The sequence below is a fragment of the Solibacillus sp. FSL R5-0449 genome, assembly GCF_037975215.1.
In the GTDB taxonomy this organism is placed as follows: domain Bacteria; phylum Bacillota; class Bacilli; order Bacillales_A; family Planococcaceae; genus Solibacillus.
The window spans coordinates 590,216-604,216 of the sequence record NZ_CP150239.1 but is presented as its reverse complement, the minus strand read 5'-3'; the positions used below and the strand labels follow the sequence as shown (position 1 = coordinate 604,216).

The 14,001-nt window shown below is 29.9% G+C and carries 13 protein-coding genes; all 13 read right to left on the bottom strand.

Annotated elements, in window-relative coordinates; translation table 11 throughout:
* Nucleotides 1–164: 164 nt before the first annotated feature.
* Entirely contained in the window at nt 165–746 is a 582-nt protein-coding gene (locus tag MKY27_RS03005; RefSeq protein ID WP_339197594.1) for a hypothetical protein, read from the bottom strand.
* Between the two features lie 328 nt (nt 747–1,074).
* Nucleotides 1,075–2,064, bottom strand: coding sequence for a UDP-glucose 4-epimerase GalE (galE, locus tag MKY27_RS03000; RefSeq protein WP_339197591.1), 990 nt, complete (start codon nt 2,062–2,064; stop codon nt 1,075–1,077).
* Between the two features lie 121 nt (nt 2,065–2,185).
* Nucleotides 2,186–3,526: a sugar transferase gene (locus MKY27_RS02995; RefSeq protein ID WP_339197589.1), complete on the bottom strand. Its 1,341-nt coding sequence runs from the start codon at nt 3,524–3,526 to the stop codon at nt 2,186–2,188.
* A gap of 34 nt (nt 3,527–3,560) precedes the next feature.
* Nucleotides 3,561–4,793 carry a glycosyltransferase family 4 protein gene (locus MKY27_RS02990; protein ID WP_339197585.1) on the bottom strand — a complete coding sequence of 411 codons (1,233 nt, stop codon included), beginning with the start codon at nt 4,791–4,793 and terminating at the stop codon, nt 3,561–3,563.
* 51 nt (nt 4,794–4,844) lie between these two features.
* Nucleotides 4,845–5,942, bottom strand: a complete 1,098-nt coding sequence (locus MKY27_RS02985) for a glycosyltransferase (protein ID WP_339197582.1) — start codon at nt 5,940–5,942, stop codon at nt 4,845–4,847.
* 126 nt (nt 5,943–6,068) lie between these two features.
* On the bottom strand, nt 6,069–7,292 hold the full coding sequence (locus MKY27_RS02980; RefSeq protein ID WP_339197580.1) for an oligosaccharide flippase family protein: 1,224 nt from the start codon (nt 7,290–7,292) through the stop codon (nt 6,069–6,071).
* A 14-nt stretch (nt 7,293–7,306) separates the two neighbouring features.
* Nucleotides 7,307–8,230 carry a glycosyltransferase family 2 protein gene (locus MKY27_RS02975; protein WP_339197578.1) on the bottom strand — a complete coding sequence of 308 codons (924 nt, stop codon included), beginning with the start codon at nt 8,228–8,230 and terminating at the stop codon, nt 7,307–7,309.
* Nucleotides 8,230–9,450, bottom strand: coding sequence for an O-antigen ligase family protein (locus tag MKY27_RS02970; RefSeq protein WP_339197575.1), 1,221 nt, complete (start codon nt 9,448–9,450; stop codon nt 8,230–8,232). Before MKY27_RS02970 ends, MKY27_RS02975 begins: the two co-directional genes overlap by 1 nt.
* Nucleotides 9,451–9,547: 97 nt before the next feature.
* Complete coding sequence (locus MKY27_RS02965; protein ID WP_339197572.1) at nt 9,548–10,471, bottom strand: Wzz/FepE/Etk N-terminal domain-containing protein; 924 nt, start codon at nt 10,469–10,471, stop codon at nt 9,548–9,550.
* Nucleotides 10,471–12,018, bottom strand: coding sequence for an O-antigen ligase family protein (locus MKY27_RS02960; protein ID WP_339197569.1), 1,548 nt, complete (start codon nt 12,016–12,018; stop codon nt 10,471–10,473). Before MKY27_RS02960 ends, MKY27_RS02965 begins: the two co-directional genes overlap by 1 nt.
* Nucleotides 12,019–12,032: 14 nt before the next feature.
* Complete coding sequence (locus MKY27_RS02955; protein ID WP_339197566.1) at nt 12,033–12,530, bottom strand: CDC27 family protein; 498 nt, start codon at nt 12,528–12,530, stop codon at nt 12,033–12,035.
* A gap of 231 nt (nt 12,531–12,761) precedes the next feature.
* The gene (locus tag MKY27_RS02950; protein WP_339199617.1) at nt 12,762–13,127 is read right to left on the bottom strand and encodes a transposase; all 366 of its coding nucleotides are present in this window, start codon (nt 13,125–13,127) and stop codon (nt 12,762–12,764) included.
* A 201-nt stretch (nt 13,128–13,328) separates the two neighbouring features.
* A complete protein-coding gene (locus MKY27_RS02945) occupies nt 13,329–13,646 on the bottom strand; it encodes a transposase (RefSeq protein ID WP_339197563.1) in 318 nt (105 codons plus the stop codon).
* Between the last annotated feature and the right edge of the window lie 355 nt (nt 13,647–14,001).

Below are 14,001 nucleotides of genomic sequence, written 5' to 3'. Positions count from 1 at the left end.
CCGATAAATAAATCTAAAATGTAAATTGAACTACTTTTACTTTCTATTTTATAAATTTCAAAAGAGTTATTTCTCAAATTAAATTATTTTGGATTTTATAACTTTTCCTGTTATAAGTAAAAAACTGCGTGAACCTAAAATCTAGGTTCACGCAGTTTCCATTTTTATTGATTAATATTTACTTCAAGCTCTTTTACTTCACCATTTACATCACGGAAACGGATAGTTACTTTTATAATGTCTGTTTCAACTAAATCTGTAAATCTTGTTTTATTGAATGTGATACTCAATTTTCCATCTGGAGAAGTTGTTACAGCTATCCTGTCTTCACTTGTAACAGTTACAGTATCTGCAGTTGTACCAGAAATTAATTCTATTGAATCAATTGTCGTCAATTGCGTAATTTCTGTGTTCGTAAATGCAATATTCATAGTATCCGCAGTAGTTGTGATTACACCTGCAGTATCATTTGTAGTAGTTTCTGGTGACCCAGTACCTTCGTCTGTATTATCTGTGTTTTCATCTGGATTTTCATTTTCTCCAACTGGTTCATCCATGTTTTCATCCGGATCTTCATTTTCAACGTACGGCTCTCGAGGCTCCGATAAGGTATTAACTGGACGCACTTCAACTTTTTCACCATTATTCGTTACAACTAAATCAAATACGTTCCAGTAAATCTCTGTCCCTTCTCCTTCTGGTACTTCGAAAATATGTGCTGAAGCTGTCGCATTCCCTAAGAACACGTCCAGATAGTGTTAATGCCATAGTATTGATATACGCAGAATTGATATTCCCCGTCCAACTGCCCCTTACCTAAACGAACTAATATATAGCATAACATGCCCCCCCTGGAAAAACAGGTGGGCGCTATTTGACGTTTACTTTTATATTAAGGGTTTACCGAGCAAACCAGCTTTACTTGAAAAACGAATGCAATACCGCTTCTGATAATATTTTGAGATAATTGTTTTAAAAATATACATATATTCGTATTTAATCACCAAAAGTGTGTAAGAACCTATTCTACTTGACGGTTACAACTTTTTCAGAAGAAGATATTCCCTAATTCAATTATAAAGCTTGTATAAAATTCCATGAGTCTCTACACATATTTTCTAAATTTCTTTTCGCTGACCAATTTAACTCTTTTTTAGCTTTTGACACATCTGCATAACTAAAAGCAATATCCCCTGATCGACGGTCTACTATTTTATAAGGAATTTTTATATTATTCACAGATTCAAAAGTTTTTACAATTTCTAGCACACTAGTTCCTTGCCCTGTCCCTAAGTTATATATATGAACCCCAGTAGTTATATTTTTCAAAGCAGCAACATGACCTTCAGCTAAGTCCATTACATGAATATAATCCCGAACTCCCGTGCCATCTTGGGTTGGGTAATCATCACCAAATATCTGAAGTTCTTTTAAATTTCCTTTTGCTACTTGTGTTATATAAGGCATTAAATTATTTGGAATCCCCTTCGGCAATTCTCCAATTACAGCACTTGGGTGAGCTCCAATTGGATTAAAATAACGCAATAAAGCTACTTCAAAATCTGTATTTGCATTCGCTAAATCTGTTAAAATACGTTCACAGATGGCCTTAGTTTCTCCGTATGGATTAGTCGTTGGAAGCAATTGCATCGTTTCATCAAATGGTACATTATTATCTCCATAAACAGTAGCAGATGAACTAAAAATGAATTTTGTTACACCATATTTCTTACATACATCAGCTAAAGTAAGTGTAGTTAATAAATTATTCCTATAATATTTTATTGGTTCTGAAACTGATTCACCAACTGCCTTATAGCCAGCAAAATGTATTACTCCATTAAAGTCATATTCTTCAAATAAACTAATAACTACTTTCTCGTCAGCAATATCTATTTCATGAAAAGGTATATTTTCTTTCGTAATATCTTCTAAAGAAGATAACACTTCTAGACTGCTATTACTTAAATTATCTGCGATTACTACTTTAAACCCTTCTTCTATTAACGCTACTACTGTATGAGAGCCTATAAAACCAAGCCCTCCAGTTACCAAAATAGTCATAAGAAATTATACTCCTTTAATTATTCAGTCCTACCCTTTTTATATGTTTCAGTCTCATTTTGATTATATAAGTTTAATTTGCCAATTATAATTATTTCTTTATATAGTGCAGTTGTTCTTTCTAAAAAGTTTCTTTCTTATTTTTATTCCCCTCTGATTTAGTTTTATCTAACATTACAATTATTGTTCTAAACTGAATAATCAAATCTAGTATAAAAGAATAATTACGAATATAGAATAAATCAAATCGTAACTTATCTTCAACAGTCGTAGTATATTTACCCATGATTTGTGCATAACCTGTAATACCTGGTTTTACAGTACTTCGGTATGTATATGAATTATGCTCCTTTTCAAACTGTTTGATAAAAAATTCCCTCTCCGGGCGTGGACCTACAATCGACATATCACCTTTTAAAACATTTAAGAATTGAGGCAACTCATCTATTCGAGTCCTTCTAATGAAATGGCCAAACTTTGTAATTCGTGGGTCATTTTGACCTGCTAATACAGGACCTGTTAACTTTTCAGCGCCTTCAACCATTGATCTAAATTTATAAATCGTAAACTCTTTATTATTTTGCCCTAAACGAGCTTGTTTATAAAATATACTTCCCTTGGGTTCTTTAATTTTCATAATGATAACTACAATTAAAAAAAATACAGATAGACTTATTAAAGCTATAGAAGAAATTACTATATCGTATCCTCTTTTTATTATAGTCTGAGAAATTGACAAGCCAAATGGTTTTACACCCATTACCATCGTATCATCAATTGTTGTAATAATAGATTGTGATAATAACGCATCATAAAAATCCGGTATAACATATACTATTTTTCCATTTTTAATTGCTTCATATATAATTTGTGATTTCAAATTATTCTCAACTTTAGACCCTATTACCACATAATCAATATCGTCTAATTCCCATAAAATTGTATCTAGTGAGGCGCTCTCTGATAAATGGTTAATATCTGTATTTTTTCCAAACTGAAATTCCATTTGATATGCTATTTTTTCTTTTTCTTCATACTCACCAATAAAAAGTACAGTATGAATTTTTTTAGAGATAAACGCATAAATAATAAATTTCCAAATGATAAGCAGGAAATTCCCTATTATATAAGCAATTAAAATAACAGACCGTGGCAAAGCAAATTCCCGAAATAAAAATGATGCCGCCATTGTTAAAAACATCATTAATGTTGAAGCTACAAAGACATTGCGAATGATATCCCATTTACTTTTACTATCTACTGTATAAAGCTCATACATCATAATAAAAAACAATGTAATTAATAAAATCCATGGTACTAATGACAAAAACGCACTCCAGTTTTCTGTTTTTATATCTTGAAAGCGAAAATTAAACGCAAGTATATATGCTATAAACATCAAAAATAAATCTACAAAAATAATCGTAAACTTTTGAGTGCTGGTACTCCTTATATCACCCAAAATAAAACCTCCAATTTCCTACAAATAGTAAATACTACCTCTTTAATTTAATTAACTCATCCAAATATTTTAATGATAAATATTGACGTGAAAATTCTTTTTCCATTAATAAACGTCCATTTTCTCCCATTGAGATACGCAAACTATTATTATCTAATATTTTTAAAATGGCTTCTCTAAATTCATTTGGATTTTCTGGATTCGCATAAATCCCACAGTTATTCCCTTCTACAAGCTCTCGCGAAACACCATCCACACCAATAACAACAGGTTTACCAGCACTAAGGTAATCAAAAACTTTACTAGGATATACAGTTTTAAATATATCAATTTTAGGTAAAATTGCTGTTCCTATAGCGGAAATTGCACAATAGTCATTAATTTTTTCACGTGGTTGTTGCCCTAAAAATGTAACGTTATTTATTTTTTCTTCTTTTGCTTTTTTTATTAAATTTTCTTTTTCTTTGCCATTGCCAATTAGCAAAAAATGTATATTCTCATCTTTTGAACATACTTTTGCAACATCTAAAAGTTGTTCTAATTTATTTGCAGTACTATGTGATCCAAAATAAGAAACAATAAATTTCCCCTTATATTCTTTCTTTAGTTGTTCTAATCTTTGGTTATTGCTTTGCGGATAAAAAACATCTAAATCGGCGCCATTGGGAATATATATTATTTTGTTTTTATCGACCCTCTTTTTATTAATTAAAAAATCTTTAAAAGCAGGTGTTAAAACATTTATTTTATCTGCATATTTATAAAATAACTTTTCTCCTAAATATGAAAGCTTTATTAATAGCTTACTATTTAGAAGGCCTAATTCTATTGCTGATTCCGGCCAAATATCTCTAACTTCAAAAACTAATGGCATCCTCTTAAAAAATTTTAAAAGAACTCCCGTAATTCCAACAAATAATGGTGGTGAACTCACAATTACAACATCGTGCTTCTTTAACTTTAACAAACCTATAAGTGAAGAGGAAAATGTGAAAGAAAAATAACCCCATAACCTTCCCAACAATGATTTATTATAGGACTCTGATACATAAGTTCTATATAAAGTTGTTTTTTCAGAATACTGCTCCATTGTGTATAATTTCCCTTTATACTTTTCCTTTTTTGTACCTGACGTATAATTTACATTTCCAGCAATAACAGTAATTTCATGCCCCTCACGTTCCCAATGTTCAATCATTTTGTTAAACCTTGATAATCCTGATTCATCTTTATCTAAGAAATACTGATAAACTAATAATATTTTCATGTTATACCTCTTAATTGTCTTTTGTTAAAAATAATTAAATTATATTTAAACTTATTTTTTTTGTAAATCTTTTAATAAATTCACCTCTTTTAGCACTGTGTTCTCAATACTAAATTTGTTGAACGAGTCATGTACGCTTGAGAGCTGATTAATAAAATCTCGATCTGTATTTTTACTAAAGAAATCTTCTTCTGCTAAATATACATTTGTAAAATCCCCTAACATTTCTTCACATACTTCTAATTTGGAAGTTATTACGGGGATTCCATATGTAGCCATTTCACAAACCATTACGCCTTGGGCATCTAATCTTGTAGGCATCAAGCAACATCTGTATTTATTCAACAATGCAGGAAAATCCTTTTGACTAATAAATTCATTAATCACTTTCATATTTTTAGGCAATTTATTGTAATTAAAATACTCACCTTTTCCATATACATGGAATTTAAATTCAGGGTTTGATATAGCAAACTTTACGACAAGGTCAATTGCATACTTAGAAACATCTAAGGGCCTAACCGTAACAAAATCAGCCAAAGATTCATCATCTAAATGGTAATGACTATTTACAAAGACTTGATTAGCGTTATTATTAATTATCTTATACTCAACCTTTTTAAAATCTATACCCAAACATAAAGAAGCGTGCTTTTTCATCCAATTACTAACACATATAATAGTTAATTTATCTGCCCGGGTTAATTTTTCAATAAATTGCTTCATTATTTTTAATTTTACTTCGTCATACAAATCTCGAAGGATTAATTTAACATAACTTTCCTTATTAAATTTATAATTTTTCGGATAGTAATCGGAAGTTTTTAAGACCTCATGACCGTGAAAAAATACAATAACCTTCTTAACCTTAAAATAAATTTTATTTATTAAAGTAATATGATTTTTTAAGTTAGGTGCATGAGAAACAATTATATCCTTCATACTTAATTTATCTGCTTTAATTAAAGCTAAAAAATTATTCTTTGTTATTACTTTAATCCCCTCAAAATAATAATTTTCAACAGCTACCATAGACACCACAGTAAATTCCAATTTTTGCTCTTGATATATTAAATTTCGACTATGTACATACGACATAGCATATTTATCTTTCTCGCTCGGATAATTTTGAGTTAAGATGTATATCAAATTTATTACCTCCTAAGTCAATTGCAGAATTTTGTGTAAAATACATTTGCATTTTTGTTTGTGCTCAGCCGGAAGCTCAATACATTTACCCAGGAATTGATATGACTTCTTATTAGCATATACATTCTACCTTCTACTAAGTTTTATAATTAAAAAACCTAATACCCCTGTTACTATTGAAATTAAAGTTGATATTACAGCATATATTATTAATAAATCTGTAATATTTAAATTTTTGTTAAAAATCCAAAGTACCGCTAAAACAATTGCTAAAAGCTGAACTGCCTGTATATAAAATTCTATATTTTGATAATCATATAAAATAAACAAGTAATTAACAGGGTAAACGATATACATAGCAAATAAACTAGGTATTAATATCTTTGAATACCTCGCCGATTCCATCCATATTTCTCCAAAGAAATAATATATAACTAAATCAATAATAAAATACAATACAACAAAAATTGGTATACCCGTTATAAAATTAAATACCAGAATTTTTTTATATGATTTTGCGCAATTACCTTTGTATTCCATCTCTTTGGTAGCCATATTCTTGAATAAATCTGCTGATCCACTTCCTAAAATACTTATAGGACTCCTCAATATTCTTTCCGTGAGACTATAAAATCCCAATTCTTGAGAAGTAAATAAAAATGAAGTAGCTAATAATATTGAATTTGATGATAAAGTACTCAGTAATTGTATAGGCAATTGCAATAGAGGAAATTTTCTATATTCAATTATAGTTTCTTTAAGTTGCTTAAAGGAAAAAACTGTATCTACAAAGTCTAGTTTTAATCTAAATTTTAAGGTAATGATACAAAGAATTTGAGCTATAACAACAGCCCAAATTAAATATGAATTTAAAAAATAACCTATTATCAAGGAAAATATCGCTATATTTATTTGATTCGTTACTTTGTTAGTAGACACTACTTTAAATTCTGTATTCTTTATTCCATACTGATAGAAAACTTGATAAATACCTACTGAATTTACAGAAATAAATGCTAAGATGCCTATACTATAAGGGTTGTAATGACTAAACAAATTTATATTGTTTAAGAATATAGTTAAAAAAAATGCGAATAAAATAGCAGCTATAAAATTAATATAAATAATATTTTTTAGCACTTGTTTTATTTTCTTATGACTTACAAGAGGTATTGCCATTTCAAATCGCATCGTAGTAAATATAACCCCTATAGAAACCACGGTTAAATACAAAGAATATATACCTATTTCTTCGGGTCCGAAAAGACGGGTAATTATTGGTAATGTAAATAACGGAATTATTTGTGCTAACATTGTTCCACTAAATAAAACCCATAATTTTTTATACATAGCTATCCCTACTATTATCTCCCACTTTTATAAAGTTCTTTTTGTGTTAATCTATATATTAAATTTAAAATTGGCATTCCCAATCTAATTAATCTACCTATTAAGCTTAATTTAGAGACTCTCAATTCTTTAGGCCTTCCGCTTCGATTATAAGCATCCCAAAATCTCCACCAAGCAATTGTTTCATAAAAGACCTTTCGATGAGTTAAATTTGGTATAATTTTTTTGAGACGTAATTGATAATTAATTAAATAGCCTTTTATATTATTTTGTTTAAACTGATTATTCAGCGTAATCCCATCTTCTTGATACTCAACAATCTTTAGCAATGAATTGGTACAGTATAGTTTGTACTCTAATCCAACTTGATCAAACATATATGCTTCCGGGATGAATTTTACATCTTTATATTCTGGAAATTTAAATCTTCTTAAAATATCTGTACGATTGATTTCACAACAATCTTTAAAATTAAATCTACGTTTTTCAGGAAAATGCATTTCTATATAGGTAAGTGACTCATCCGGAAATACATCACCTATTAATTCCCCATTAGGATCTGAACACTTCCCAATAATACCTGAATAGCTACCCTCATTCTTTATTTCAAGTGCTAAATTTCTCAAAATATCAACACTATTATTAGGCAACCAATCATCAGAATCTAAAATCATAAAATACTCCCCATCAGCATTATCTAAGCCTAAATTAATAGCGGTATATTTACCTCCATTTGCTTTCTTTATATATTTAAAATCAGTATATACATTGATTAAATTATCTAGGTAGTGATTAACCTGGTTCTCTGTATCATCATAAGATCCATCGTCAATAATTAAAACTTCAAAATCCTTACAAGTTTGATTCACTAAACTTTCTAGGGTTCTTATAATTGTATGTGCCCTATTATATGTAGGTATACAAATTGTCAAAAACATTATTGTTCTCCTTTGTTCTCCTCATTAATGAAAATTGATATCATTGCCAATCCTAAAAACAACCACATTGGTAACATATAGATGGTACTAGATGGACTTAAAGCACCTATTATAAAACCTGTTAAAGAAATAGAAATTGCTCCTGCAAAACGATTTCTATAATCACTGCTATTTTGTTTAAATATATAATAGTTTTTTATAATTAAATACATGTACCAAACCATAAATAGAACAAAAAACACAGCACCTTGCTCCACTAGTATTTCTATCCAAAAATTATGCATAGCACCTGTTTCACCTAACCAACCCATGTGTAACATGGGAGATGCACCAGCTCCAACACCAATTAAATTAGAATCTATTAATCCTTCTATACCGTGGATTAATAAGTTTTGTCTTGTTCCCATTGAATCAAAATTTGCTGTATTATTCATCTCTAGAAACTCTAATATGGCATCATAAATATCTACAAAGTTAACATAAACTTTTTGCAATAAAGCTTTAAATGAATCTGAAAGAATACTCATAAAAACTATTATTCCACATAAACTTAAAGCAAAATATAATAGTTTCTTCTTATTTTCTATCAGGAAATAAAGTCCAACTATTCCTAAAAAGGCTATTAAATTTAATCGGGAATTTGTATAGTATATGACTATAAAAAGTATAATGGCGCCTAGCCATTTAAATTTATTTTTTGAAAATAAAACAAATGGTAAAACTAGATTTAGCACTGTAGCAAAGTTATTAGGATTACCCCAAAACACAGTAGGCTCTGTATCAGATCCTGTATATTGTGAGGGTGCTAAAGGTAACCTAAAACTAGTGAACATTTCTAAAAATGCTATTGGAATTACAATAATTAGTGTGACTGTAATACTTTTTACGATTAGACTTATTTCCTCATTGTATGAAAAATGATGAACAAGGATAAATATAATTGATAATCCAATTAAATAATAAATGAAGTATGCAATTGAAAAACTTATGGAATCACTCCATAGCATTGATGCTATCATCCAAAACACACCAAAATAAGGAAGGACTATATACCATTTCTTATAATAAAGGACATTTATTTTTTTTAACTTAACAACTTTTAATAACATTATCCCCAAAAATAATGCTATTAAAATATGACTAAAATAAAGCGATTTTATAGCTAAATATGGCCCCAAAAATAAAGAAAATATAAAGAAAAAGTTACCAAGATTCTTCATATAACACTCCTAATTTATTCAAATGAATTTATCTGTCATAAATAAACAAAGCAGGTTACATTATATTTCCTGCTTTGTGCATAATGTAAGATTTAATTTAAATAGTATTTATATTCCCTGTTCTTTTCCAATATGCTCTGAATAATACAATTGCAGTTCCCAATATTATTGCTAATAAAAATCCGATTATTAAATTTAAAAGTTTATTAGGACTGGTTGGGTTTTCAGCATATGTTGGTTCAATAATAATTCGAATAAATGGATCAGGATTGAAACTATCTAATCCTGTTTTAACAGATTGGTATTTTGCCAATACACTTCTATATTCATCAGATTTTGCATCAATCTTAGCTTTTATTTGTAACAACTGATTTTGTACATTGCCATCAATATTTGCTAAAGCTGCACTCTGTTGCTCATTTAAATCTATTACAAATTGTGTATCTGAAATAGTTTGTAATATTAAAATCTCCGGCAGTTCATTAGAACTAATTAGGTTGTTATATGTAACCATTAAGTTTTCAATTTCACTTGATAGCACTTCCGATTCACTTAAATAAGTAGCTTCCAAATCATCCAGAGTTTTCTTAACAGAATTATTCATATCAGATTTAGTTTCATTAATTAGAACCTGTAAACCTTGTTGTGTTTCTTGGGGTGTTAACCCAGTATATACTAATTCAACTAAGTTAGAATTTGGTTCATTTTTTATTAACAAATTTTCCTGATTAAAACTTTCAAAATTACTTTTACTAAACGCTTCGTTCATTTTCGTTTCATTTTGGATTCTTTGAATATATACCAGGGGTGTAAATTCAGTGGCTATAAAATTAGACATAATCCCCGTATCCTGTGTTCCACTGGCTACTTGTACTACTGCCTTTGACTCATATCTATCTTCCATAAAATACCAACTAATTACAAATGCAATTACAATACCTATAATAATGGTTAAAACAATAATCCATTTGCCTTTAAAAATAATGTCGATAAGCTCACGCAGTTCCAACGATTCCCTCACTATACCTTCTCTCCTTCAGAAACATTTAATTTTAATATCACGCCAAAGAAAATCCCCAATATTATAAATATTACTCCTGTAGTACTTGGCAATGAATCATTGAATAGAGCTTGAATAAAATACGCTCCTCCTCCAATACCTAACACCACTAAATTTTCTTTACCTTTAAATAATACCCTTATAAATTTGATTAACGTAAATCCTGCAATTAAAATAAATGGTAAAAACCCGAATAATCCTGCTCCATATAAAACTCCTAAATAAGTATTATGGGGTTTGTCCACTATTATTTCTTCATTCCAGTTCCCTGATCTTGCATCAATATTATAATGAGGGAAATGATACATAAAAGTATCCATTCCATAACCTAAAAGAGCCCTATCTTGAACTAAGCCTAAACCCTTCTCCCATATATATAAACGACCAGAACCTGCACTCCCATCTCTCTCAGGCAATATCGGTAACTCAACAGTACTATTGGAAGCATAGACTGTATTTTCTTTGTAAATTAATGATGATATTTCTTGTAATTCATATGGATTTGAATTTAAAAAATAGCCAAATGATTCTGACCATATTATTGGATTTTTAATGGATAACACGTGAAATATTGGTGCAGTAACAGACAAAAATAATATTAGACTAATAATAGCTTTTTTCTTTTCCTTCATTTTAAATAGTATTAAAAAGAAAAATGGAATAGTAGTTATTATAGTTAAGAAACCACTAGTTGACATAGCCATAAACATCACTAAAATTGAAACAATGGAAGTAACTGCGCCTATAATAGAATCAGCCCATATTTTTGAAGTAATGGACCATGCTAAAAACATTACTGTCATTATCGCAAACATACCACTCATATAATTCCACTGATTAAGCGTTCCGACAAGTACTGCTCCCTCTGAAATAGAAGCTCCTGCAGGAATTGTAATAGAAACTAGCTTTTGAAGCCAATTCTGTTCTAATAAATTTTTGCCATAAAAGTTCATTGTAATAATATAAAAGTTAACATAAACAAAAGGCATCATTGTATACATAATATAACGCACAACATTTTTAGGATATTCTATATTCATAGCTACAAATATTAATACTAAATAACATAACCAACTAATTGCACCATCTGATCGATTATATTGGCCATTTAAAGAAATTGTTACATTCGGAGAAGTAATCGTCGACAAGATAAGGGCAACAGAGAATAGACTTAATATATAATTTAGCTTTGTTTTACGAATTGTACCTCTCATAAAAACTATTTTAGCTAAAAATAATCCCCCTGTAATAATCGTTCCATAACTAAGTAATAATGCCTTATAATGTGTGAATAATTCTCCTTTTACTCCTGAAGATAACACATCTATATTTGAAATTATAGAACTAATTACTTCTTCTCCGTTCGCTAATACTAGTAAGGGCATAAAGCCAATTAAAAACAATAATATTCTAAAAATCCATTTATCGATATTAGCTCTTGCTTGCTCATTTTCTTGCTCGTCATCAAAAGATTTGGATTTATGTAGTTCTTCATAAAATAATGTCACATTAATTCCCCTTTCTAACTATATTTTTCTATTTGAGTTAAATTCTGTTTTAAATACTCTTGAAATTCTTGTGAATTATCTAGTTTCCAAGACCATTCATAAGATTTTTCAAAAACAGATTTTGCATCATCATATTGCTTTAATTTTAATAATACTTCACCGTACTGGGCTAGGAATATTGAATCTTCTACTTTATAAGGATTTATATCCAAAGTTTTTTGAAATAAAATAGAAGCTTGCTTAAATTCACTATTATTCATTGTAATTAGTGCCCCTAGGTAATTAACTGCTTCTGAGCTAGGCTGTAACTTTAATAATTCATTAATATATAATAAAGCCTCACTAAAATCACCTTCTTGATATGTATTACTCGCTTGGTTATATAACATTTCTTCATACATAAATTGCTCATCTTGCTTATTACCAATATATTTCGCAGTAAAAACTCCAATGATTATAAACGCTACTATACTTAATAATATATATCTTCTAATGTTTTCTGTTAGCCTCATTTTTCACAATCCTTTATATTAATTTAAAATGACGTTTCTATTATACACTAAATTTATATCCCTATCCGTACAATCACAATATTCTCTCTTCCACTGTGAGAAAACAACAATATATGTCCAAAATGTATTTCCGGTTTTTGTATGTGCTCTTTGTTATTTGGTATTGGAGATCTAGGAAAGGGCTAGCCCTTTCCTAGATCTCCAATATTTCGCGCTTTACTATTCACTTTTTTATTCTTCTACATACACGTTATCAATATCCATTAATACTTCGCCGATTAGATGGATTGCCGAGTTATAATTCAGGAATATTCGAATCACCTTTTCTCTCCGTCTAATCTGTTGATTGATATTTTCTACTCGATACGTTGTACGGATAAAGCGGTGAATCGCCGGTTTAAACTGATAATATTGTGTCACTTCATCGAAACCTTGTTCCAATACATCCATCGCTTTTTCGTATTTATCCACTTCGCTGTATTCATCATGGAGAGCCTGGTATTTTAACTTGGCACCTTTTAATGTATCTTCCCGGAAAATCGCGGATACTTTGCGACGAAAAGCTCGGGTATCTTTTTTCGGAAGTTTTGTAAAAATATTTCGTTAGAAATGGAAGTGGCAGTGTTTCCAGCCTGTCCCTAAAAAGCTTTCGGAAGTGGCTTTCTTCAAGCCTACATTCGCATCCGAAATAACCAGTTCAGGCTTGTTTTGCGTTTTTCCCGCACTTTGATATACATGGCGTCTACTTATAAAAACGCAAAATGACAATGGTCAAGTTTACGGCTGGCCCACTCTTTATTAAGCAGATCCAAACGCTTCGTTAGTGTAGAAATAATAGATGCTGATACCGTTAGGCCAATGAGTTCCTCTACGATTTTTGTCACGCGACGTGTGGAAACGCCCTGTACAACCATTTCCATCATCGACAGAATTGCGCTGTGTTACCCGTGTATCGTTTCGTTCATAGGCTTCTGCTTGAAGATAGGCGTCACGTTCATGTTCCATGTATTGATTTAATATTAAAATAACCGAAAATTTAATGATGTTGTCAATATCAGATCCGAGTATCGCCGCTTCAATTTCTTCAAGATTTAGGTTAAGATTAAGTTGAGTCATAATAATTCCTCCTAATGTTTTGGTGGCACAATAATTTACCCTGGAATTGATATGACTTTTCACTTTTACACAATTATATATACATATTCCGGTAGAACAAATTATTGTCACCCTTTACCCTACATTTACTTAATGGATCCTTTGAATCTTATATGATTTTGTCTGAGCTTGATAAATCTATCTAACGAACGATCTACCTAAGCTTTCGATAACTCAAATCTGAGACCAAAAAATAATTTTTTTTTGCCCTACTCACTTTCTATCATTTTCATATTTACTTTACAAGCAAGAATACTTAATACACGATTCACTTTATTGGTAAATTTCAATATAATTAAGTGCAATCTTCAAGCAG

Excerpts from the sequence above, each read along its gene's own strand:
- MKY27_RS02990 (WP_339197585.1), bottom strand. The coding sequence starts at position 4,793 with ATGAAAATATTATTAGTTTATCAGTATTTCTTAGATAAAGATGAATCA.
- MKY27_RS02955 (WP_339197566.1), bottom strand. The coding sequence starts at position 12,530 with ATGAGGCTAACAGAAAACATTAGAAGATATATATTATTAAGTATAGTA.
- MKY27_RS02980 (WP_339197580.1), bottom strand. The coding sequence starts at position 7,292 with ATGTATAAAAAATTATGGGTTTTATTTAGTGGAACAATGTTAGCACAA.
- MKY27_RS02970 (WP_339197575.1), bottom strand. The coding sequence starts at position 9,450 with ATGAAGAATCTTGGTAACTTTTTCTTTATATTTTCTTTATTTTTGGGG.
- galE (WP_339197591.1), bottom strand. The coding sequence starts at position 2,064 with ATGACTATTTTGGTAACTGGAGGGCTTGGTTTTATAGGCTCTCATACA.
- MKY27_RS02945 (WP_339197563.1), bottom strand. The coding sequence starts at position 13,646 with ATGACTCAACTTAATCTTAACCTAAATCTTGAAGAAATTGAAGCGGCG.
- MKY27_RS02975 (WP_339197578.1), bottom strand. The coding sequence starts at position 8,230 with ATGTTTTTGACAATTTGTATACCTACATATAATAGGGCACATACAATT.